A 21922-nucleotide genomic window follows, 5' to 3' on the forward strand; every position below is an offset into this window, starting at 1 on the left:
ATGACCAGGACACTGAACGATAAACTTGTAATACTGGCTGGGCGAGTACTAGTCTCTGCGATTCTGGTTTTTGTGTTATTACCCACTGTCGTCGTATTTATCTCGTCATTCAGTAGCACGTCGATACTGTTTTTCCCACCCAGGGGCTGGTCACTTCGCTGGTTTGCGCGCGCTGTCAGTTATGATGATTTCCGCCAAGGTTTTTATTCCGGTCTGTGGGTGACTGCATGGGCATCATCGCTGGCAGTGATTATTGGGTCGACACTGGCGATTGCCATTGAACGCTACACGTTCTCCTGCAAACAAGTGCTGGAAGGCATTTTGCTGTCGCCGTTATTTATTCCGCATTTCAGTATCGGTCTTGGATTACTCATGCTGGTATCACAACTGAATCTGGGACGGGGCTATTCAGTAGTTGTATTCTGCCATATTGTTTTGGTTCTGCCGTTTGTATTGCGAAGCGTTTATGTCTCTTTAAAAAACCTCGAACAGCGTACAGAACTGGCCGCAGCCAGTCTGGGAGCATCGCCATTACGGGTTATATGGACTATTACGGTGCCACTGATTTTACCAGGTCTGTTCGGGGGATGGTTATTTGCAGCGATAATGTCATTCAATGAATTCACCGCATCTTTATTTATTACCACTCAGGCAACACAGACCCTGCCAGTGGCCATGTATAACTATGTACGCGAATTCGCTGACCCAACGTTGTCAGCATTATCAGTGATTTATATTGTGGTTACTGCGGCCATATTAATTATTGCCAATCAGTTCTTTGGGCTGGGGAAAATATTGAATGTGGAGTCCGTGCATTAATTCATTCAGGTGAAGTCATTCGCTTTTAGTTTTCCGAAGCTTTGAATCTAAAAAGTCTGATTAGTGATAGCCCAGGGGCAGGCTATGCTGGTTAATAACCAAAGAACTCGTATCAAAAACACTCAGGAATGAAAAATGTCGGCAGAAAAAATTAACACTATTGTGGTGGGTGCGGGGCAGGCGGGTATTGCTATGAGTGAACATCTTACTCAGATGGGGGTTGCACATGTGGTGTTTGAACGCAACCGCATTGCCGAACGTTGGCGTTCAGAACGTTGGGATTCTCTGGTCGCCAACGGACCCGCCTGGCATGATCGTTTTCCTTCACTTAAATTTGATAATATCCCTCAGGAGATGTTTCCGCCCAAAGAGCGTATGGCCCAATACTTTGAAGATTATGTGAAAATGCTTAATGCACCAGTACGTACCGGTGTCGAAGTATACAAAGTTGAACGTTTAGCGGGCCGCAGTGGCTTCAGTGTACAGACCTCAGTTGGAGAATTTGAAGCAGACAATGTAGTGGCGGCTACAGGCCCGTTTCAGAAGCCCTCATTTCCGCAGATTGTTCCTGAAAATTCAGCCGTCCATCAGATTCATTCTTCAGTCTACAAAAATCCGAATCAATTGCCCGAAGGTGGTGTTCTGGTTGTGGGTGCCGGTGCCTCCGGTTCACAAATTGCCGAAGAGTTGCGCAAATCCGGGCGCGATGTGTACCTGTCAGTTGGAGAACATTACCGTCCACCACGCGCATACCGGGACCGCGATTACTGTTGGTGGCTTGGTGCTTTGGGATTGTGGGACGAGGTAAAAATTAAACCCAAAAAAGAACATGTTGCCTTTGCTGTAAGTGGGTATGAGGGTGGCAAAACAGTGGATTTTCGCCGTCTGGCGCATATGGGAATCACACTGACCGGAATCACACAACGGTGGGAAAATGGAGTTCTGAGTTTTGCTGAGGGTTTGGCAGAAAATATTGCCGAAGGAGACAAAGCTTATTTCGAAGTACTGCATGATGCAGATGTCTATATTGAACGTAATGGTCTCGGATTACCGCCTGAACCAGAAGCCTGGACATTGTTGCCTGATCCGGAATGCCTGACCAACCCGGTCAGGGAATTGAATTTACAAGCTACAGGGATCACCAACATTGTCTGGGCAACAGGTTTCAGATTCGATTTCAGCTGGTTGCAGGTGGATGCGTTTGATGAAAAAGGGCTGCCATTTCACAAACGAGGGATCTCGGCAGAACGTGGCATTTACTTTGTCGGGTTGCCAAACCTGGTTAACCGGGCATCTTCGTTTATCTATGGTGTCTGGCACGATGCAAAATATATTGCAGACCACATAGCATTGCAAAACGCTTACAGCGACTACGAGAAAGAGTAATTTTCTGCCGGACCGGGAAAGAGGTTGAACCGTCAGATTTGTAAGCATCAAAAATGCAGGTGGTTACGATATATTGCGGATATTCAGTATAATTTTCAGCGAAAACTGGCAGGACCGAACGGTGAAGATGAATGATAAGCGATGGCCGCTCACGGAATTCGATAAATTTCTGGTCAGCCCTTGATGGTGCTAAGCGCTATAAAATTGCTGCCCGCGAAAAAGATATGGATTTGATTGGCCCGGATAATTGTGTCGATCGTTCCGCACGAATCAGGTCAGGTTGATTCCGTTCTGACTGTTTGACTTTGGGGTTGATACCTGTGTAACACACCACCCGGCATAACGCCGGGTGATATTCCGGTAATTCAGGCATTGCGAACCGGAGCGCCATTGGCAACGTAATAAGGCACGTTAACCCGGGGCAGTGGTGCCCGGCCGCGAATCATATCGGCAATTTTCTCGGCTATCATAATGGTAGGTGCATTCAAATTCCCGGTAGTAATCTGTGGCATAATTGATGCGTCCACCACGCGTAAACCTTCAACTCCATGAACCTTACCGTCATTACCCACTACCGCCATATCGTGGTATCCCATAGCATTGGAGCAGGAAGGGTGAAAGGCTGTTTCTGCATGCTCACGGATAAACTTATCTAATTCAGCATCAGATTGCAGATGAGCCCCGGGGGATATCTCCTCGCCGCGGTAAGGATCTAAGGCCCGCTGTTGCATGATTTCACGGGTAATCCGAATACCCGCCCGAAATTCACGCCAGTCCTGATCATGCGCCATGTAGTTAAACAGGATTCCGGGATGCTGGTATGGATCTTTAGACTTCAGTTGTACACGTCCGCGACTTAACGAGCGCATTGAACCGACATGAGCCTGAAAACTATGGGTTTTTATTGGATTTGAACCGTTATAGTTAATCGCTACCGGCAGAAAATGAAACTGAATATTTGGCCACTCAAATTCGTCGTGGGTCCGAATAAATCCACCGGCTTCAAACTGGTTACTGGCACCAATCCCCGAACCGTTAATCAGCCATTCGGCACCAATGGCGGGCTGATTATGCATTTTAAGGGCAGGGGCCAATGATACCGGTTGCCGGCATTCATACTGCAAGTACATTTCAAGATGGTCCTGAAGGTTCGATCCTACTCCTGGTAAATCCTGAACTACTTCAATATCCAGGTTACTCAATAACTGACCAGGCCCGACACCAGAACGTTGCAGAATTTGCGGGGAAGCAATGGCTCCCGCACACAACAGAACCTCCCGTTGTGCGCAGGCCATCTGCTGCTTGCCGTTGCGCAGCCAACTCACCGCGTAAGCACGATGATTATCAAACAAAATACGGTCTGTGGTCGCATGAACTTCAATAGTCAGGTTAGGCCGGGAGCGTGACTGGTCAAGGTAACCACGGGCAGTGCTGGAACGACGTCCCTTCGGGGTTACGGTACGGTCCATTGGACCAAAACCTTCCTGCTGATAGCCGTTAAGGTCATCAGTACGCGGATATCCGGCCTGAACACCAGCTTCTACCATGGCATGGAACAGAACATTATTACCTGATTTTGGTGTAGCCACGCTGACAGGGCCCCTATCGCCATGATAATCATTGCCGCCTGTATCGCGGCATTCTGCAGTTTTAAAATACGGCAGACAATCCAGATAACTCCAGTTTTCCAGCCCTGATTGCCTGGCCCAGTTATCATAATCCATGGCATTCCCACGGATATAACACATACCATTAATCAGTGAAGAACCACCCAGACCTTTGCCCCGGCCACATTCCATTTGGCGGTTATTCATATAAGGTTCAGGATCAGTAACATATGCCCAGTTATAGCGACGGCCCTGTAAGGGATAGGCCAATGCTGCTGGCATTTGTGTGCGAAAATCCATGCGATAGTCAGGGCCTCCGGCTTCCAGTAGCAGTACCTTAATATCCGGATCTTCTGTTAAGCGGGTGGCCAGTACATTACCTGCTGAGCCCGCACCAATAATGATATAGTCGTATTCACTAGTACTCATTCACTCATCCTTAAAAAATTGAAATGAATGGTTTCAGTTCAACCTGAACAGATTTCGTCCGGGTATAGTGGGCGAGAGTTTCAATACCATTTTCACGGCCAACCCCGGATTGTTTGTAGCCGCCCACCGGCATTTGAGCGGGAGATTCGCCCCAGCTGTTTATCCAGCAAATACCAGCCTGCAACTGATGAATCACACGGTGAGCTGCACTCAGGTCAGAAGTCACCACGCCGGCTGCCAGGCCAAAATGGGTCGAATTGGCTCGCTGAATCACTTCCTGCTCATCGCCGTAGCTGAGAATACTCATAACAGGGCCAAAAATTTCCTCGCGGGAAATGGTGTAGTGATCCTGGCAATTGGTAAAAATGGTGGGTTGTACAAAGGCTCCACGACCAAAATCTCCTGAAACGACACGTTCACCTCCCGCCAGCAATGTTGCACCTTCACGTTTGCCCAGTTCGATATAGCGCAACACATTTTCCATATGAGCAAAACTAACCAGAGGACCAAAGTTAGTCTCTGGGTTATCAGGAAGTCCAAGGCGGATACGTTCCACGCGTGTCAGTAAAGCCTTTTCCAATGCCTGCTTTTGGCTGTGGTGAACAAAAACCCGCGTGCCGTTGGTACAAACCTGACCTGAACTGTAAAAGTTCGCCATCATCGCAATATCTGCAGCCTGATCAATATCAGCATCCGGCAGAATAATTAGCGGCGACTTACCACCGAGTTCCATGGTGACTTCTTTTAGTGAGCTTGCTGCTGCACTGGCCATCACTTTTTTGCCGGTAGTGATGCCGCCAGTGAAAGAGATTTTTTCTATCCGTGGATGTTCTGTCAGCCATTGTCCGACATCGCTTCCTAAGCCCTGTAATACATTGAATACGCCATCAGGAACACCAGCCTCGGTATAGATTTGGGCCAGTGCCAGGGCTGACAAAGGTGTCACTTCACTCGGTTTAAAAATCATTGAATTCCCGGCGGCCAGGGCAGGGGCAGACTTCCATAACGCAATCTGAATAGGGTAATTCCAGGCACCGATACCAGCGGTAACACCCAGTGGTTCGCGCCTGGTATAAAAGAAACTGCCTTCACGCAACGGATACTGAGTACCTTCAATAGCACTGGCCAGTCCGGCGTAGTACTCCAGTACATCAGCACCAGTCACAATATCGACCACCGAGGTTTCTGAGAGCGGTTTGCCTGTATCGAGCGTTTCCAGCACTGCGAGTTCATCATTCCTGTCCCTTAAAATGGCCACGGCTCGTAACAATATGCGTGAACGCTGAGTTGCTGTCATCGCAGCCCACTCACGCTGTCCCTGCTCAGCACTGACGACAGCACGTTCGACATCGGCCTGCGTGGCACGCTGAACCTGAGCCAGGATTTCACCATTTGCCGGATTCACGCTCTGGAATGTTTCATTACCACTAGCATCAGTTAATTTACCGTGGATATACAACTTCTGAAGAGGAAATTGAGGCACTGATTGGTCTCCTTAATGAGTGAAATCTGCCAGTTTTTGCACCACGTAATCACGGGCAATCAGGCTTGCTTGCTGAACATCAAAGTTATCGCCGGACAAACTGCCTCGCAGCCACAACCCATCAATTAGTGCGGCCAGCCCACGGGATGCCGATCTGGCCGACTCTGCTGGCATCAGCCGTTTAAACTGAACGCAAATATTAGAAAACAGGCGATGATCGTTTATGCGCTGTAAGCGGTGTAATTCAGGGCTATGCATGCTGGCTGCCCAAAAATCGAGCCAGGAACGCATTGAAACTTCGCTGATTTGTGACGGATCAAAGTTACCATCAATAATGGCAAACAACTGAGAACGCACATCCTTATCCGCCTGAGCACGACACTTCGCCACAGCTTCATGAAGATCTCTTAATATTTTCCTCATGATTGCAAGAATCAGCCCCTCTTTGTCGCCAAAATAATGACTGACAATCCCTGTTGACATACCAGCTTGTTTAGCGACCTGTGACAACGTAACTCCGGCCAGGCCGACGACGCTAATCATTTCAACTGCAGCATTTATCAGCTGTTGTTTGCGTTGCTCAGGGATATCTTTGCGCGACATACCACTTCTCCGTAAATTCTTTTACGCCATCACTTTATTGGTTGAACGTTCAATCAATGAATTAAATGATACATGAATATAAAGTAAAAGTAATGTTTAACTATGTATAAGCTGTAGGTTCGGGTTAATCAGGGATTTTCTGCAGGCAAGGGAGCATGGATTTGAGCGCCTGAAATATTGTTAGCGGACAGGTGTGGCAGAACAAAATGAAGGGTAAGGATATCGGCTGCCTTTGGCAGGAAAAAAATATTTAAATAGTCTGTCCATTATTAAAGAACTCTTTAATAAGATGTGTCACAATTAAAAATTCCTTTAATAACGTTGTTCTCAGTGAAAGGATTTTTTATGAAGCGTGCTTCCGGCCAAATCATCACAACAACCAGTTATGATGAGACGGTCCGTTCATTTCTGCCAGCTCCCTTACCACCTGTTTCTCCTGAACTGGACCCAACGTCTTTTAAGGAGCTAAATGAAAAGGCAGAAAAATCACTGGCAAGACTTTCTGGCATGTCAGGACTGGTATCTTCGAGTGAATGGCTGGTCTACAGCGCAATTCGTAAGGAAGCACTGCTAACATCTCAACTGGAAGGCACACAGGCAACCCTGACCGATATCTTCGACGAAGAGGCCGGACTTGCCGTCACAAATGTTGATGATGTTGAAGAAGTAACTAGCTACCTGCGGGCCTATAAATTCGTACATGACGAGATGAACTCTCCCTCTGGTCTGCCGGTTTGCGTTCGTCTGCTAAAAAATGCGCACGAGGTGCTTTTATCCGGTGCCCGGGGTGCAGCGAAACAGCCAGGAGAGGTACGAACCACCCAAAACTGGATTGGAGGAACGAGACCGGGGAATGCATCTTATGTTCCGCTGCCGCCAGAGGAAGTGGGGAACTTGCTGTTTGACCTCGAAAAGTTCATTCACTCCCCAGACCAATCTCTGCCGCCGCTTGTCAGAATTGCGCTCGTACATGCTCAGTTTGAAACTATTCACCCCTTCCTTGACGGTAACGGGAGAATAGGGCGTCTTCTGATAGCCATGTTGCTGGAAGAATGGAAGCTGTTGAATGAACCTCTACTGTATGTTTCCGGCTACCTGAAACAACATCAGAGATACTACTACCAGTGTCTTACTGATATCCGGACGAGCGGGAACTGGGAGCAGTGGATTGCTTTTTTCCTGGAAGCAGTCACTTATTCAGCCGAGGAAGCACAAAAGGGCATTATCAGAATAGCGACTCTTTTTGCAGATGACAGAAAGCGAATGTTGTTTCAGAAGTCGGTATCCGTACACAGCATCCGCTTGTTCGAGTTTTTACCAACGATGCCAAAGTTGACCGTTGACCGTGCCGTTGAGCTGCTTGATGTTACTTACCCGACAGCGAACAATGCCGTGAAAAGCCTCGTAGAGGCAGGGGTGCTGGTTGAAACGTCCGGCAGATCCCGTCATAGGAGTTACGAATACAGACGGTACGTAGAACTTCTTCGTGAGTAATCGCACTCAGCTACATTATGATCGTGCGTATCAGCTGTATTAGCTCAGACCTAATCTGACAGTTACCAGTTATTTATACAGGTATCTGTCAGATTACATCTGGCTTAAATTTTTCTCAGCCCAGATGCGTTTTCCATCAAGTAATGTTTCCATTGGCGTCCGGCCACAGCACATTTTTCCCTGATGGGTTCGCTCATATCAAGATCTGATTGTAATGTATCGAGTTCGCCATACAGTTTCTTGCGGAACGCTACCTGATAAAATCCCTGCAATATCGTCCTGTGGAACCGTTCGCAGATGCCGTTTGTCTGCGGCGACATTGCTTTGGTTTGGGTCCGTACGGCTGAAACAAATGATCCTTAATTTCAGGGGTTCTTATTTATCGATCGCAATGCCGGCTTTGTTTTAGTTTTCGGTGATGGACAGCGGCTGATGCCGGATTTATGTCAGTACTGCGTTAAGCGGCTGCTGAGTGAATGGCTGGTTATTGCATACAAGAGATAATCACTGGCTGGTTAAACCGGTGGCTCATTGAAGCCGCCGGTCATTGTCTAAAATTACTGATAAAGGCCGGATTATAATGTCGGGGATTTATGCCGATATTACATCAGAATCCATCCTCCTTAACCTTGGTGCGCATAATGTATATTATGTTAAATTGCATAATTCAGTATGGTACCAGATAATCCTGATCCTGCTATCTCCTGCCTTGGGGTCATTACAAGTTTATCTGTAGCTGCCATGACGTAAATGGTCTGTTTCTTAATTATCTCCGCGATTGAGTTGCTCCGGAACTGAATTCACTTTGGTAGCAACTAACTTAGCAGTCTGGTGACCCATCGCGTTAGTCGCACGTGTAATGTTGCCCGGTCACGCAAAACTACTACGAAGCCAGGAACTTAGTAAACTGGCTGGTATTGGAAATCAGTTTCATAGCGGCTTTTGCACAACGGTTTATAAATCAACGGTGCTTCTCATCTGATTACCGTTCTGTCGCAGAAATCAGAAAATCAATCAGAGCCTTCACTTTTTTAGTTTTACCTGCATTTTTTGGATAATAGAGATAAACCGACGGATAAGTTTGCCAGTACTTGTCCATTACAGGTATCAATTGCTCGTTGTTGGGCTGCAATCGCCAGATCGGTTCAAACAAACGCCCGATGCCAAGGCCGTTACGGATTCCATCTGCCATAACATCAATATCGTTGCTGATTAGCTGCCCGGGCATCTCAATGGTCAACTGTTCTCCGCGATCGTTCAGGATCAACGGAAGTATTCGGTTGTTCGTGATAAAACGGTAACCAATAAGCTGATGATGACAAAGGTCAGCCGGCACTTCCGGGATTCCATACTTACTAAGATAGGCTGAGGATGCATATAACCCTTCACGAAAAGGCTTCATTAACGGCCGTGCTACCACCCCACCCTCCAGAATATCGCCAAAACGGATCCCCAGATCAAAACGCTCTTCGATAACATTCACGGTACCGTCGTAAACCGATATTTCCAGCTGTATACCCGGATATTGCTGACAGAATTTCGCCATTGCAGGCTTAAGAATTAACAGATAGGCAAAACGCGAGAGCGTGATTCGCACGATACCAGAGGGCTCCTGATTCTGGTCGCGAATGCTTTCAAGCGAATGTTCCAGCGACTCCACCGCCGCAGCGGTCTGTTCCAGCAACAGCTGCCCGGTTTCCGTCAGCTCAATACGGCGGGTCGTACGCACAAAAAGCGGATGGCCAATATGATCTTCCAGCAGCTTAAGCGCATTGCTGACGGAGGGAGGCGTAATTTCCAGTTTTCTTGCGGCTGCTGAAATATTGCCCTCACGTGCAATGCTCTGAAAGATGCGTATCTGGTTATACAGGGCGTTATTCATAATGTGTTCCTAAAGCAATCTCCGCCTGATTATTAAGTACAGTCTAAAGATGCTTAAGTCAATGCTCCTCTAATATTCGTGAAATTCGCCTCTTAAACTTTTATCTCTTTCTACAACGACCTGAGTTCAGGAGACTATGATGCGAATTTTATGTCTGGATATCCCCGCACCTGGAGCATCGCTGGAAAAATATGCTCCACACCTTAACGCTGAAGCGCTACACGCCTGGGGATTGTATAAATCCGGCTTCATCCGCGACATCTACTTCCGTCAGGACAGACCTGGCGTCGCTATTTTTCTTGAATGTGACTCTATCGATGAGGCGATGAACGTTATGGCCGAATTCCCGCTGGCAAAAGCAGGCTTACTAAGCTTCGAGTGCATTCCGCTTGGCTCCTTTATTAACTGGGAAAATCTCTTTGCCGCTGAATTTAAAAATAAAGAGTGAGGCCCGATATGAAACCTGCAGATAAACCCGTGCTGTGTGTCGTTTCAAGCCACCCGATGAAAGGCGCATCCGGCGTACCGACCGGTACAATGAGAACAGTCGACCATTATTAGTTTTTGTCTAAAAGTGAATGAGTCTTTACTGCTCTAAAAAAAATAATGGTGTCACTCTATACTGGGTTAAACATTCACCAAATATATTTAACTCATTGAAATGAAAAATATCCTTATTGTTTCAGGCCATCCTGAGCTTACCCATTCCGTCGCCAATGCCACGATCCTTGATGAAGTGGCGACCGCCCTTCCCGATGCTGAAATTCGTCGTCTGGACTGGCTCTATCCGGACGGCAAATTCAATATCGCTGCGGAGCAGGAAAGCCTGCTCAGGGCCGATGTGATTGTCTGGCAGTTTCCTTTTTCCTGGTATGGGCTGCCCGGGTTAATGAAACAATGGCTGGACGAGGTCTTTGTCCACGGCTTCGCGCATGGCTCAACGGCGAAACTGGGCGGTAAAAAGCTGCTCCTCTCCTTCACTACAGGGGCGCCACAGGCGCTCTATACCGCTGACGGTTTCTTTGGCCATACCATTGAAGAGTATCTTATTCCGTTCGAGACCACGGCAAAACTGTGCAATCTTGAGCTGCTGGCGCCGGTTTATACCTGCGGTATCAGCTATGCCGACCGGGATGCCGACAAAATCGCGCAGCAAGAAACGCTTGCCCGGGAACACGCTTCAAGGCTTGTCGATCTGCTCAATTCCGTCGTGAATAATCCAGAGGGAGAATAACGATGCAGTATACCCGGCTCGGTAAAAGTGACTTACTGGTCTCCCGCATCTGTATGGGATGTATGGGGTTTGGCGACCCGTTAACGGGCCAGCATCGCTGGACGCTGGACGAAACAGCAAGCCGGGACATCATCCGCTACGGTCTCGAAAAGGGTATCAATTTTTACGATACCGCCATCGCCTATCAGAACGGCTCCAGCGAGCGATACGTTGGCCGGGCGCTGCGGGAGATGGCAAAACGCGAGGACGTGGTGCTGGCCACCAAGTTTCTGCCACGAACCGCCGCGCAAATTGCCGCGGGGATCGGCGGAAAAGAGACAATAGCCCGATCGCTCGACCAGAGCCTGCAGAATCTGGGGATGGACTACATCGACCTCTACATTTACCACATCTGGGATTACAACACGCCAGTTATTGAGGTGCTTGAAGCGCTTCATGCCGCCGTTACTGCGGGCAAAGTGCGCGCTATTGGTATTTCCAATTGCTATGCCTGGCAGCTTGCGAAAGCGAACGCCCTTGCCGAACGCGAAGGGTTGACGGCCTTTGTTTCCATGCAAAGCCACTACAACCTGATTATGCGTGAAGATGAACGAGAGCTCTTCGGTCTGTGCGCTGAAGATGATATCGCCATGACCCCCTATAGCGCGCTGGCCAGCGGTCGTCTCTCCCGGAAAGAAGGCCACACGCGGCGAGCCTTCGAGGATGCCTATGCCCGCGGAAAATATGACAGCACGGCTGAACAGGATCGGAGCATTATCGAGCGCATCGCCGAGCTTGCTGAACGACATCAGGTGTCCATGACGGAAATCTCACTCGTCTGGCTGCTGACAAAAGTCACGTCACCTGTCGTAGGGGCCACAAAAAAAGATCACGTCGATGGCGCGGTAAACGCCGTAAATCTTAAACTAAGCCCGGAGGAAATCCGGTTTCTGGAAGAAACCTACCAGCCGCACGCTCTGACGGGGATCATGGCGCAAAACACGCCGCAAACGAAAGACGCCAGGCAGGTCTGGACGCGGTAGCCCTTATTCACTTTCATTTTTGCCAATGCTGAGGAAACAAGAGGAATACACGCAAAACTACTATGGAGCCAGGAATTACCCCACTGTTATTTTATCGGTGTTGCGACAGATCTTCCGGTTTGTCTATGTCCCGTAAACATCCGGAATCCTTCAGCAGTAATTTATGTGGTGGATGGATCTTCAACACTTCCCGTGCTCCGTTATCCCCCTTTAGTGCGACCAAATCAGCTAAACATTCATGTCGAAAACCAACCGGATGGCCCGGTGTTCCACCAATAACCGGGCGCACGGACTTATACTGATTTAGTGCAGCAGCAACTGCATGGAAAATGTCGGATTTAATCCAGGGCATATCTCCAAGAGCGATTATCCATCCATCATATCCGGAAGTAGCCTGAACTCCTGCAGCGATCGATTCACCCAGTCCATTACTCAGGCAATAAATTAACTGTCCCGGTTGAATAAGTCCATGCAGGCTAACGTCCTCAGGACGAGTGACAACGTACAGATCCATACCTGTAGATGCTGCATTGATCAGTGAATGCGTGATGACAGGAATTCCGTCAAGTTCAGCCAGCAATTTCTGCCCGCCCCCCTCTGCTGCAAACCTGCGACCTAATCCTGCCGCCATGACCAATATGGCCAGATTCATTGTTTTCACTCTTAGAGTTGATCGTGAGAAGAAATTAATGAGCCTGAATGACTCCAGACTCATAATGTATTATTTCTCCGGGTAAAAGACTTACTGCTTGCGTTGCTCTGCTACTTGTTTAGGAGTCACTGTACCTGATTTTTTAGTACACAGTTAAGCCAGTCCTGCCAGCAACGTTTCAGAACTGGCGACCGCGCCAAAAATACCGCCCTGCATATGAATCATACTCAGTGCCGCTTCATGGTGTTTTAACTCAGTCGCAGCGCAGCAATCAGACAGTACCAGGCATTCGAAGCCACGGTCATTGGCTTCGCGCAATGTTGTGTGCACACAGACATCTGTAGTGATACCTGTGATTATCAAATTTCGAATCCCCTGACTGCGCAGGATCAATTCAAGGTCAGTGGCATAAAAAGAACCTTTGCCTGGCTTATCAATTATCGTTTCACCGGCCAGCGGTGCCAACTCTGGTATAATTTCCCATCCAGGTTCACCGCGTACCAGAATCCTGCCACAGGGACCGGACGATCCAATTTCTGCCTGCATCCGTCTTGAACGCCAGCGTTTATTGGCCGGTAAATCACTGAGATCGGGACGATGACCTTCGCGCGTATGAATGACAGGGAAACCTAATTCCCGCATACGTTCCAGCACAAGCCGCAACGGAACAATCGGTGCCCGGGTCAATGCGATGTCATAACCCATACTATCGACGTAGCCGCCCTTTCCACAAAAATCGGTTTGCATATCGATAATGATTAATGCGGTATCGGCAGGCGTGCAATGACCATCAAATGGCCAGGGATAAGGTGTTGAATCAATAGTAAACTTAGACATTTTTCTGCACCACCAGACTTTCAATGCTTTCGCGTTTCAGTATGACAATCAGGGTGTAACCGGCAGCAGCCGTCACCATACCTATCACCGCTTCACCAAACTGCGGGAATTCAATGTGGGCAATGACCGCGCACAAACTGCCAATTGCCCATGCAGCAAAAGCACTACCACGAAGGCGACGAGTTTTACGCTTCTCACTGATTTTTGCCATGAATATTAAATCAACTATCATCACGGCGCCAAAAGGTGGCACCACAATACCAAGTAAACTCAGCCATTCAAGGAAGTAAGACCAGACTCCGGCCAATGCCAGGGCCCCACCGATCGCCCCGAGAATCAATGTCCAGATGCGCATTTTGCTGCTAAACAGATGGCTAAAACCAACAGCACCATTGTACAAACAATGGGTGCAAACCGAGCCAAGATTAATAAATACAAACAGGAAAGCGATGACAGAGAGTAACGTGCTGTGGTTCATTAGTATGGGCAGAAAATTACCACCGTTACTGGCGGGATCAACTGCTGCGCCTACTGACACAATCACCACTCCGAACAGATAAGAAATCACGTTCGCCAGAGGAAAAGCGGAGAACGCGGCGATAACTGCTGATTTTCCATCTTTAGACCAGCGGGTAAAGTCTGCTGTCATGGTGCCTGAATCGGCAAATCCAGCCACCACCATGGTCACTGCCGTTCCCATGCTCATAACACCAACCGCGCCAGCCCCTCCCTGAAAGTGAGTGATGGTACTGAAATCGTGATTCTGAGCAATCAGCCACAGTGCTACCAAACCTAGCGCTACAAATAATGGTGCGGCAACCATTCCAAGAATCGACAACGCACGTACTCCGAGAAATGTGACACCGGTGTACAACACCATAGCGATTGCCGTCACTGCCAGTGCGTTCCAGCCGAAGGTCTGGTTTATCACCGTACCCGTTAAACCAGTCTGAAATGCATACCAGCCAATAACCACGGTGGAGAGAAAACCAGAAACCAGGATATAGCCTTTGGTACCAAATGTGCGTTTAGCCTGTAGCGCAAAGTTCATACCCGTATTGCCGGCAAACCAACTGAGTGCGCCAACGTAGGCGAACAGCACCAGATTACCTAACAGGATAGCAGTCAGTGCAGGCCAGAAGCCCAGATGCCATGTAATGATGCCGCCAAACAATGCATTAGTGAGTATCATTGGGAAACCGAACCAGACTGCTGACACCGAACGGGTCGAGTGGCGATGGCTTAGAGGAACAGGTTCGTGTTCAAATTCCTGCTCGAGAGCAGGAGATGATTTGTTATTCATGAGCAACTCCAATTGAGGCAGGATACAGGTGATTCCAGGGTTGGATACGTTCAAAAGCGGCACTGACTGCCAGTACCAGAGCATCGTCCAGATGGCGACCGACGATTTGCAGGCCAATCGGTAACCCGCTGGCGGTAAATCCTGCAGGGATTGAGGCTGCCGGTTGACCAGTGAAATTAAAGGGATAACAGAACGATAACCAGTGATCACTGCGCACCATGCGCCCGTCAATTATTTCAGGCCCCTGCATGTTAAGAGGGAATGGTGGTACTGCAAGTGTCGGTGTTAACAGCAAATCGTAGTGCTGCATAAACCTCCACAACTGGTTGCAGATCTTTTTACGTGCGGTATTTGCGTCTGTAAAATTTTCCGCATGCCATTTATGCTGTAGCATGGCGCTGAGATGTGGAGACATGCGTGAACCTAAATCCTGTTGCATCTGACGCATACCGGAAAGATCGCTTTCAAACGCCACAATTGCGGCAAATGTAGCCCCTTCATCGGTAATCTCTGGATCAGCCTCTTCCAGTTCCGCGCCTAACTCGCGGGCTAAATATTGCGCGGCTTTAGTGACAACGTCACGAACCTCCTTATCAACGGCGATATAACCAAAATCGACACTAAATGCAATGCGCAGTCCATTCAGTGGTTTGTCCAGAGCAGAGAGCCAGTCTACATCATTGCAAGGAATCGAATGGCGATCGCGCATATCTGGTCCTGCCATCACCGACATCATGAGTGCGCTGTCACGTACAGTGCGCGTCATGGGACCAATATGCTCCAATGATTCCCAACTTGAGACGCCTGGATAGCGTTCGTCCCGGCAACCAGGCCATAACGGTACCCGGCCCATCGATGCTTTAAATCCATAAACACCACAATGAGCCGCTGGAATACGCACTGACCCGCCGCCGTCACTGCCCAATGCAATTGGACAGAGGCGAGCTGCAAGAGCTGCACCCGACCCGGCACTGGAACCACCTGGTGTTTTGTTTAAATCCCAGGGATTACGTGGTGAAGGAAATAAAGGATTATGCCCCACACCGCTGTAACCAAACTCAGGAGCCGTAGTTTTACCGAGCAGTATCGCATCTGCAGCCAGTAAGCGCTCGACGGTAATGTCGTCATCTTCAGGGATAAAATCTGCATAAGCTGCAGAGCCCGAGGTAGTTTTTACCCCTGCTGTACATATCAAATCCTTGACAGCTAAAGGGACCCCGGCAAATGGACCAAGCGTGTCACCACGTGCACGTTTCGCATCCACCGCGGATGCCTGTTGCAATGCTAATTCTGGTGTGGCCGTACAAAAAGCCTGTATCAGCGGCTCTCGTTGTTCCAGTCTGTCCAGTGCGGCCTGCGTTAACTCACGAGCTGACACCTCACCATTACGAATCAGCGATGCTAATGAAGTAGCATCGCCATCAAGCAAAGCCTCAAACATGGTATTCCCCTGTTTTAGTTACCTGACAGAATTAATGCAGTTTACGTGCCAGAAGATATGGGTAAATGGTGATGGGGGGTTAATGGCAAGTGGAATACGGGCTTGGATACAAGATCGAATTCTTATGTTTCTGCGGAACACATTAAATTTCATAGCCAGCACAATAAGAGCACAGCGTTGTGCCATTTTAGTGAAAACTGGGGCTGGTTAATCTCAATATCGTTTAAAGCCAGCATGTAATTCAAAACAGCGCTGGGAAAGCAGAGTTGCACCACATGATCTTTACACAGGTAAATTACAATGTTGGTTTAGAGCATAGAGTCAGTGCTACCTCAGTCCTGTGTGATCATTTAGCTCACGAACATAATCAATAAATACTTTTAGCGGTGCCGGAACTAACCGCCTGTCATTGTAATACAGCCATAATCCGGGGAAACTTAGCCACCAGTCGGATAAAATCGGCTGTAATTTCCCTTGATTAAACGCGGGTTTAAGCCAGTCTTCAAACAGATATACCACACCAGCACCAGCGATAGCGGCTTCTACCGTTAGATCCATTGCCGCGCCTATGCTACAAACCAGTGGGCCTTTCGGTTGCAGACATATCCGTTCTCCGTCACAACTAAACTCCCATTCGGCAACCACTCCCGTGGCATATCGGCCATGCAAACATCGATGCTGCATTAACTCACGCGGATGCTGAGGTATGCCATGCTGGCTCAGATAAACTGGCGCCGCTGCGGCAGCAAATCTTTGGGTACGCGGACCAATTGGCATGGCCACCATATCCTGCTCAAGATGGTCGTCGTAGCGAATACCGGCATCGCAGCTATCGCGGAAGATATCCTGCACGTTACTTTCTGCGACTACTTCGAGCTGAATATCCGGATAACGCTGTAAAAAACCAGGGACTATAGCCGGCAAAACCAGTCGTGCTGCGCTTACCGGAACATTCAGACGCAGTGTTCCGCCAGGTGTCGTTCGAAACGTATTGAGGGCATCAAGTGCAGCGTCTACTTCGTTCATCGCGGGCAGAAGTCGTGACATCAGTGCTCTGCCCGCTTCAGTTAATACAACAGTTCTCGTTGTACGATTAAATAACCGTACATTCAGTTGCTCTTCAGCTCGTCGCACCGCATCACTTAAACGGGAAGGATTACTGCCGGTCATACGTGCCGCTTCCCGAAATCCCCCTGCTTTAGCCACTGCAACCACTGCATGCAATAATGACATGTCGATCGCCATTGTCCGTCACTCCGTACACTGTGTCCTGATTTGCATGGATAGTTGCACAACACTTCGTCAGTTACAATCGCAGCTATCAACGATGAGGAGGTATTATGCTGCAGCCACTAAAAACGTTTATTCTTGGAGACCGTGAAGTTTCCCGTCTCGGTTATGGCGCCATGCAATTAGCAGGGGCTGGTGTATTTGGGCCACCGGCAGATGAAGACCGTGCCTTGCAGGTATTACGCGATGCAATCGCCGCCGGAGTGAATCATATCGACACCAGCGATTTTTATGGCCCTCATATTACCAATCAGCTGATTAAAAAAGCGCTTCATCCCTACAAGGATAACCTGGTGATTGTCACCAAAGTGGGCGCAAGGCGTGATGAAAAAGGAGGCTGGCATCCGGCCACAAGCCCTGAAGAAATAACTAATGCAGTAGAAGATAATCTGCGCAATCTGGGGCTTGAGGTGCTGGAAGTTGTAAATCTTCGCTCAATGCTTAACGTTCACGCCCCCGCTGAAGGGTCACTTGAGCCACAGATTGAAGCCTTGTTAAAGCTTAAACAGCGCGGCCTGGTGCGCCATATCGGTTTGAGTAATGTGACGGAAAAGCAAGTCCGGGAAGCACGAACAATGACGCCAGTCGCCTGCGTGCAAAATCTGTATAATCTGGCGAACCGACAGGATGAGGCAATGATCAATCTGCTTGCAGCAGATGGCATTCCTTATGTGCCCTTCTTCCCGCTTGGCGGCTTTTCGCCATTACAGTCAGAGCAACTGAATAGCGTTGCTGAGGCTTTGAATGCGACCACCTTACAGGTTGCGCTGGCCTGGTTGTTACAAAGATCACCGAACATATTACTCATTCCCGGGACATCATCGCCTGAACATCTGAAACAGAATCTTGCCAGTGGGGATTTGGTACTGTCACCTGGAATCATCCAGCAGCTGGACAGTATCGGGTAAGCAAGTTAGTACATTTGAGCCGTCACAGACGGCTCCTGTTACCCGACAGATATTTCCTTTTATCTCGTATTAAACGGCATTACGCAGCTCTGTTCCGGAGTCACTACTGGCTTTATTTAAAAGTTATACAATGAAAAAAATACCAACAGCACTCCGCCGGAAATATTAACGTATTTTTTAACATCAGAGGGTTAGCTCTGCTGACAGAGAAGATTAGGAGGTAGCTAACCAGTAAAATCCAGACACTCATGACAATCACATGAACAGAAGCCAGTACCAGAAAGTTATTCAGCCCTCCCTGATTACCGGCGAATTGTGACACCACCGTCAGATAAAAGATTATGGCTTTAGGATTAAGAACATTGGCCGCCCAGGCTTCTTTTAGCGTTACGGAAGTACTGGCTGTTGAAAACACGGCTTGTCCTGGCCGTAATCCGCTCCTGATAAGCATAAAACCTAACCAAAACAGATATAAAGTTCCTGCCATTTTTAGCAAGCCAAATAAGGCCGGTGATGACGCAATCACCGCTGTTGTACCAAGTCCTATAAGGGTTGCATGGGTGTAAATGCCAGGCGCAGTACCACCAAGCGTTTTGAACAGACCTTTCCGCCCCCCGGTCAAAGCACTGCTCATCACTAACGAGAAACTCGCGCCAGGGGAAAGTGCTACCGGGAGTAGCGCAGGGATAAATCCGGTAATATTTATATCCATACAATTGAATTCAGGAGGAAAATGTTCAGAGAAGCAGGTTTAATCAATGGTAGCAGTTGGTGTTTCACTTTCCGGTGACCAGTATCCGCCACTGCCATGGTACGTTTCAGCACCCAAAACAAATTGGGTACCGCAAGTGTTGCAGGCGAAATGATAATCGACAATATCACCCCATATCATTTTCTCTGCACACTCATCAAAACTGAACTGATTCCAGTCAGTCTCTGGTTTAACCTCAACCAGTGTTCCGTCAGCCAGGGAATCCCGTGCAATACGAATGGCCTTACGTAACTGTTCTGGCTGACGGATAATATATTTAACACATAAATCCTGGCACCGATGGCAGCTCATTCAATGTTCCTTAATCCGGAGCTACTGTTGTTCAACCCATCTTACAATCTTAATTGTTGAATAACTAACCTGGAAAGGCGAGATATCTGGCTACTTTATAAATGACTGCGCTACGTAAAAAACCGGTCACTCACCCTCCGGGATTTTCCGGGATTTCATGTAGCGACGCCTGGGGGAACTCCACACGTCAGTAGGTTTTATTACACAACAATCACGCAGTTTCAGGTATTACCAGCTTTTCTTCTATACTGGCTTAGTGGCTAATCAGTAAGGAATCAATATGGCAAGTGGTTGGTCTGACGACGGAGCTGTAAATAAACAAATTGATGACACGGTCGAAGATGCCGTTGCCAGGGCGCGTGAGCATCTCGGCCGTGGTGAAAGCGCTGAAATTTGTGAAGAGTGTGGTGACCCCATTCCGGAAGCCCGGCGAAAAGCCCTTGCTGGTGTCAGATATTGTCTAAAATGCCAGAATGAAAAGGAGAAGAAGGATGAGTTTAACAGCGGATACAACCGGAGAGGCAGTAAGGACAGTCAGTTGAGATAGGTAAACGCTGATTAAATTATACCTATTAAGTGACGTTGTCACTTAATAGTGCTGAATTACAAAGTCCGCCTGTTAGTTCAGCTCCGGTCGTTCTTCGGATATTTTTATTCTTATATTGCTTATCTGCTCCACTACCGTTGATACAAATTTTGCCGTCATAGCCCTGAACACAGGTTCTCCGGTGGGTGCCATAAGTGTATAATCACTTGTTTATTCTCCCACTTCACGTTCTAATGACACAGTTAAAGTACCTCAACGGTTATCCCCCTGCGATTATCAGCCAGGTTCAGAGTCTGGCTGATCAGGGAAAGCTTGGCCGCTGGCTGGAAAAAAAGTATGCCTCTCGTCACGATATCCAGAGTGATAAGTCTCTGTATCAGTTTGTGGCTGAATATAAGCAGCGTTACCTTAAAAATGCCCCCGCACTGTCTAAAGTCTACTATGACAACAAACAAAATCCTGTCAGTGGCACACTGGGTACCAATACCTTTGTATCGAGGGTTCAGGGCGGCAAGCTTAAATCAAATAATGAAATCAGGATTGCGACATTGTTTCGCGAAGGCCCGGAAGATTTCCTGAGGATGATTGTGGTACATGAACTGGCACATCTGAAAGAAAAAGATCATAACAAAGCCTTTTACCAACTCTGTTGCCATATGGAACCAGACTACCACCAGCTGGAATTTGATCTTCGGCTATGGCTGAACTGGCGTGATCAACAGTAGCTCATCGATCCATTAAAAAATAAAACAGCCTGTTGTTGTTTAATGCCAACAGCCTGTTTTGTTGTTCGGTTTCTAACCTACAGTTAAAAGGGCGTCCGGCTAACCCTGAATCTGCCTTCCTGTATGAACCAATAAAACTGATGATCAATAACTGATTCCCGGTGATCATCAGTTTTTCAATGTAACACCGAAAGCCCCTTCTCTGCTGTTGGCGCCGATGAATAATTAATCACACTTACTTATGAAAATTCCCTGTAACCACCCTGACCATAGATTATCGTAATGATTACATTATCTTTGCATCTCTCTGCCCCCTCTAAAAAACACAAATAAAACATTTTAATTCAGATGCTTATAATGATCTGCCGTCATCTGATTTTATGCATGATGGACTGTTGTTAGTGCATTTTGCGTGATATGCAAAAAAAAACTGAAAAATTGCAAAATCAATGATTGCCAAAAAACATAAACAGCGCTAACTTAAACACAGAAGTCGCAGCAAACATCAATTACTTTAAGAATTACCGGTCATATTAAGCCGGAAATTGCTTTGTTATATATTATAAAAATAGATCCCTGACTCTCTGGGCTCACCATTTTAATTTTTAAAAGACACAACTTTGTGGGAATTTTATTATTACTGTAATATAAACCTGTAATAATCTGGTTTTTAGCCAGTCACTGGTTTATATACGCATGATCAATGTGATTTTTAATAAACTTCATTATATTGTTTGTGATCCACAATAATATTGGGTAGCACACGATGCGGGGAGTCATAAATGAAATCACTCAGTGGTCTGGGATTTTTATTCCTGTTATTTTTGTTGCCATCGGCTGCTTATTCATATACCGGCAGGATAATATTTACCGGCTATATATACCAGTCACCTTGCATGCACAGTATCAGTTCAACCTCGGTGACTTTTAGCTGTCAGAAAGGCACGCATAAAACCAGTAAAAAGATAGAGTTATCATCAGATAGTAGCTATCTTCCTATGGGGCTGGGTACCAGTAAACTTAAATGGGTTAACCGTGAACATTCTCTGGGGGTTCTGGTGATTGCTTATCGTTGACGCTAATTAATTTCACCTGGTTCAAAAGAAAGCGCCCGGTATCACCGCGAAATTTATTTTCGTATAATATTCCGCAAGCGACATTGACTTGCGGAATGAATAATTTTATAGCGATTGCATA

The 21922-nt window shown here is 47.6% G+C and carries 21 protein-coding genes and 3 pseudogenes; 12 read left to right on the forward strand and 12 right to left on the reverse strand.

The features are described 5' to 3' along the window. From A7K98_RS09855 to A7K98_RS21485, 3 genes are all read left to right on the forward strand, one after another. Positions 1-819, forward strand: coding sequence for an ABC transporter permease (locus A7K98_RS09855; RefSeq protein ID WP_087488398.1), 819 nt, complete (start codon positions 1-3; stop codon positions 817-819). Between the two features lie 135 nt (positions 820-954). Beyond that, complete coding sequence (locus A7K98_RS09860; protein WP_087488399.1) at positions 955-2205, forward strand: flavin-containing monooxygenase; 1251 nt, start codon at positions 955-957, stop codon at positions 2203-2205. 131 nt (positions 2206-2336) lie between these two features. Continuing rightward, positions 2337-2489 (forward strand): hypothetical protein, encoded by a 153-nt coding sequence (locus A7K98_RS21485; RefSeq protein WP_169715413.1) that lies wholly within the window; start codon positions 2337-2339, stop codon positions 2487-2489. 81 nt (positions 2490-2570) lie between these two features. Here the strand turns inward: A7K98_RS21485 and betA are convergent, their stop codons facing one another. Genes betA through betI form a run of 3 tightly spaced genes read right to left on the reverse strand, consistent with a single transcriptional unit; the run spans position 2571 to position 6327 of the window. Further along, on the reverse strand, positions 2571-4241 hold the full coding sequence (gene betA / locus A7K98_RS09865; protein WP_087488400.1) for a choline dehydrogenase: 1671 nt from the start codon (positions 4239-4241) through the stop codon (positions 2571-2573). A gap of 10 nt (positions 4242-4251) precedes the next feature. Then, positions 4252-5724 (reverse strand): betaine-aldehyde dehydrogenase, encoded by a 1473-nt coding sequence (gene betB / locus A7K98_RS09870; protein WP_087488401.1) that lies wholly within the window; start codon positions 5722-5724, stop codon positions 4252-4254. 12 nt (positions 5725-5736) lie between these two features. Next, positions 5737-6327, reverse strand: a complete 591-nt coding sequence (gene betI / locus A7K98_RS09875) for a transcriptional regulator BetI (protein WP_087488402.1) — start codon at positions 6325-6327, stop codon at positions 5737-5739. A gap of 345 nt (positions 6328-6672) precedes the next feature. Between betI and A7K98_RS09880 the strand changes: the two genes are divergently transcribed. Next, positions 6673-7821, forward strand: coding sequence for a Fic family protein (locus A7K98_RS09880; protein ID WP_087488403.1), 1149 nt, complete (start codon positions 6673-6675; stop codon positions 7819-7821). A gap of 93 nt (positions 7822-7914) precedes the next feature. Here the strand turns inward: A7K98_RS09880 and A7K98_RS09885 are convergent. Both A7K98_RS09885 and A7K98_RS09890 read right to left on the reverse strand, forming a co-directional pair. Beyond that, positions 7915-8156: pseudogene (locus A7K98_RS09885) on the reverse strand (IS481 family transposase); the annotation flags it as partial. A gap of 647 nt (positions 8157-8803) precedes the next feature. Continuing rightward, positions 8804-9703, reverse strand: coding sequence for a LysR family transcriptional regulator (locus A7K98_RS09890; RefSeq protein ID WP_087488404.1), 900 nt, complete (start codon positions 9701-9703; stop codon positions 8804-8806). Positions 9704-9842: 139 nt separating this feature from the next. Between A7K98_RS09890 and A7K98_RS09895 the strand changes: the two genes are divergently transcribed. The 4 genes and pseudogenes from A7K98_RS09895 (at position 9843) to A7K98_RS09905 (ending at position 11959) form a co-directional block, all read left to right on the forward strand. Continuing rightward, a complete protein-coding gene (locus tag A7K98_RS09895) occupies positions 9843-10151 on the forward strand; it encodes a superoxide dismutase (protein WP_087488405.1) in 309 nt (102 codons plus the stop codon). 8 nt (positions 10152-10159) lie between these two features. Continuing rightward, positions 10160-10237: pseudogene (locus tag A7K98_RS21560) on the forward strand (type 1 glutamine amidotransferase domain-containing protein); the annotation flags it as partial. A 127-nt stretch (positions 10238-10364) separates the two neighbouring features. Continuing rightward, a complete protein-coding gene (locus tag A7K98_RS09900; protein WP_087488406.1) occupies positions 10365-10937 on the forward strand; it encodes an NAD(P)H-dependent oxidoreductase in 573 nt (190 codons plus the stop codon). Between the two features lie 2 nt (positions 10938-10939). Then, a complete protein-coding gene (locus tag A7K98_RS09905; RefSeq protein WP_087488407.1) occupies positions 10940-11959 on the forward strand; it encodes an aldo/keto reductase in 1020 nt (339 codons plus the stop codon). 91 nt (positions 11960-12050) lie between these two features. Here A7K98_RS09905 and A7K98_RS09910 read toward each other — a convergent pair whose 3' ends face one another. From A7K98_RS09910 to A7K98_RS09930, 5 genes are all read right to left on the reverse strand, one after another. After that, a complete protein-coding gene (locus A7K98_RS09910) occupies positions 12051-12611 on the reverse strand; it encodes a nucleotidyltransferase family protein (RefSeq protein WP_087488408.1) in 561 nt (186 codons plus the stop codon). 153 nt (positions 12612-12764) lie between these two features. After that, positions 12765-13448, reverse strand: a complete 684-nt coding sequence (gene biuH, locus A7K98_RS09915) for a biuret amidohydrolase (RefSeq protein ID WP_087488409.1) — start codon at positions 13446-13448, stop codon at positions 12765-12767. After that, the gene (locus A7K98_RS09920) at positions 13441-14751 is read right to left on the reverse strand and encodes a purine-cytosine permease family protein (protein WP_087488410.1); all 1311 of its coding nucleotides are present in this window, start codon (positions 14749-14751) and stop codon (positions 13441-13443) included. Before A7K98_RS09920 ends, biuH begins: the two co-directional genes overlap by 8 nt. After that, a complete protein-coding gene (locus A7K98_RS09925) occupies positions 14744-16192 on the reverse strand; it encodes an amidase (RefSeq protein ID WP_087488411.1) in 1449 nt (482 codons plus the stop codon). The genes A7K98_RS09920 and A7K98_RS09925 overlap by 8 nt, the downstream gene beginning before the upstream one ends. Before the next feature lie 327 nt (positions 16193-16519). Continuing rightward, complete coding sequence (locus A7K98_RS09930) at positions 16520-17437, reverse strand: LysR family transcriptional regulator (RefSeq protein WP_087488412.1); 918 nt, start codon at positions 17435-17437, stop codon at positions 16520-16522. A 95-nt stretch (positions 17438-17532) separates the two neighbouring features. Between A7K98_RS09930 and A7K98_RS09935 the strand changes: the two genes are divergently transcribed. After that, positions 17533-18390, forward strand: coding sequence for an oxidoreductase (locus A7K98_RS09935; RefSeq protein ID WP_087488413.1), 858 nt, complete (start codon positions 17533-17535; stop codon positions 18388-18390). Between the two features lie 116 nt (positions 18391-18506). Here the strand turns inward: A7K98_RS09935 and A7K98_RS09940 are convergent. Both A7K98_RS09940 and A7K98_RS09945 read right to left on the reverse strand, forming a co-directional pair. Further along, positions 18507-19102: pseudogene (locus A7K98_RS09940) on the reverse strand (LysE family translocator). 39 nt (positions 19103-19141) lie between these two features. Beyond that, positions 19142-19453: a hypothetical protein gene (locus A7K98_RS09945; RefSeq protein WP_087488414.1), complete on the reverse strand. Its 312-nt coding sequence runs from the start codon at positions 19451-19453 to the stop codon at positions 19142-19144. Between the two features lie 280 nt (positions 19454-19733). Between A7K98_RS09945 and A7K98_RS09950 the strand changes: the two genes are divergently transcribed. From A7K98_RS09950 to A7K98_RS09960, 3 genes are all read left to right on the forward strand, one after another. Next, positions 19734-20000 carry a DksA/TraR family C4-type zinc finger protein gene (locus A7K98_RS09950; protein WP_087488415.1) on the forward strand — a complete coding sequence of 89 codons (267 nt, stop codon included), beginning with the start codon at positions 19734-19736 and terminating at the stop codon, positions 19998-20000. A 233-nt stretch (positions 20001-20233) separates the two neighbouring features. Then, entirely contained in the window at positions 20234-20725 is a 492-nt protein-coding gene (locus A7K98_RS09955) for a M48 metallopeptidase family protein (RefSeq protein WP_087488416.1), read from the forward strand. A 782-nt stretch (positions 20726-21507) separates the two neighbouring features. Further along, positions 21508-21801, forward strand: coding sequence for a hypothetical protein (locus A7K98_RS09960; protein ID WP_087488417.1), 294 nt, complete (start codon positions 21508-21510; stop codon positions 21799-21801). Positions 21802-21922 lie beyond the last annotated feature (121 nt).

Source organism: Tatumella citrea (genome assembly GCF_002163585.1).
In the GTDB taxonomy this organism is placed as follows: domain Bacteria; phylum Pseudomonadota; class Gammaproteobacteria; order Enterobacterales; family Enterobacteriaceae; genus Tatumella; species Tatumella citrea.

What these genes read in the sequence shown, in the direction of transcription:
- A7K98_RS09855 (WP_087488398.1), top strand. Translation starts at nt 1, where the DNA reads ATGACCAGGACACTGAACGATAAACTTGTAATACTGGCTGGGCGAGTA.
- A7K98_RS09860 (WP_087488399.1), top strand. Translation starts at nt 955, where the DNA reads ATGTCGGCAGAAAAAATTAACACTATTGTGGTGGGTGCGGGGCAGGCG.
- A7K98_RS21485 (WP_169715413.1), top strand. Translation starts at nt 2,337, where the DNA reads ATGATAAGCGATGGCCGCTCACGGAATTCGATAAATTTCTGGTCAGCC.
- betA (WP_087488400.1), bottom strand. Translation starts at nt 4,241, where the DNA reads ATGAGTACTAGTGAATACGACTATATCATTATTGGTGCGGGCTCAGCA.
- betI (WP_087488402.1), bottom strand. Translation starts at nt 6,327, where the DNA reads ATGTCGCGCAAAGATATCCCTGAGCAACGCAAACAACAGCTGATAAAT.
- A7K98_RS09880 (WP_087488403.1), top strand. Translation starts at nt 6,673, where the DNA reads ATGAAGCGTGCTTCCGGCCAAATCATCACAACAACCAGTTATGATGAG.
- A7K98_RS09890 (WP_087488404.1), bottom strand. Translation starts at nt 9,703, where the DNA reads ATGAATAACGCCCTGTATAACCAGATACGCATCTTTCAGAGCATTGCA.
- A7K98_RS09895 (WP_087488405.1), top strand. Translation starts at nt 9,843, where the DNA reads ATGCGAATTTTATGTCTGGATATCCCCGCACCTGGAGCATCGCTGGAA.
- A7K98_RS09900 (WP_087488406.1), top strand. Translation starts at nt 10,365, where the DNA reads ATGAAAAATATCCTTATTGTTTCAGGCCATCCTGAGCTTACCCATTCC.
- A7K98_RS09905 (WP_087488407.1), top strand. Translation starts at nt 10,940, where the DNA reads ATGCAGTATACCCGGCTCGGTAAAAGTGACTTACTGGTCTCCCGCATC.
- A7K98_RS09910 (WP_087488408.1), bottom strand. Translation starts at nt 12,611, where the DNA reads ATGAATCTGGCCATATTGGTCATGGCGGCAGGATTAGGTCGCAGGTTT.
- biuH (WP_087488409.1), bottom strand. Translation starts at nt 13,448, where the DNA reads ATGTCTAAGTTTACTATTGATTCAACACCTTATCCCTGGCCATTTGAT.
- A7K98_RS09920 (WP_087488410.1), bottom strand. Translation starts at nt 14,751, where the DNA reads ATGAATAACAAATCATCTCCTGCTCTCGAGCAGGAATTTGAACACGAA.
- A7K98_RS09925 (WP_087488411.1), bottom strand. Translation starts at nt 16,192, where the DNA reads ATGTTTGAGGCTTTGCTTGATGGCGATGCTACTTCATTAGCATCGCTG.
- A7K98_RS09930 (WP_087488412.1), bottom strand. Translation starts at nt 17,437, where the DNA reads ATGGCGATCGACATGTCATTATTGCATGCAGTGGTTGCAGTGGCTAAA.
- A7K98_RS09935 (WP_087488413.1), top strand. Translation starts at nt 17,533, where the DNA reads ATGCTGCAGCCACTAAAAACGTTTATTCTTGGAGACCGTGAAGTTTCC.
- A7K98_RS09945 (WP_087488414.1), bottom strand. Translation starts at nt 19,453, where the DNA reads ATGAGCTGCCATCGGTGCCAGGATTTATGTGTTAAATATATTATCCGT.
- A7K98_RS09950 (WP_087488415.1), top strand. Translation starts at nt 19,734, where the DNA reads ATGGCAAGTGGTTGGTCTGACGACGGAGCTGTAAATAAACAAATTGAT.
- A7K98_RS09955 (WP_087488416.1), top strand. Translation starts at nt 20,234, where the DNA reads ATGACACAGTTAAAGTACCTCAACGGTTATCCCCCTGCGATTATCAGC.
- A7K98_RS09960 (WP_087488417.1), top strand. Translation starts at nt 21,508, where the DNA reads ATGAAATCACTCAGTGGTCTGGGATTTTTATTCCTGTTATTTTTGTTG.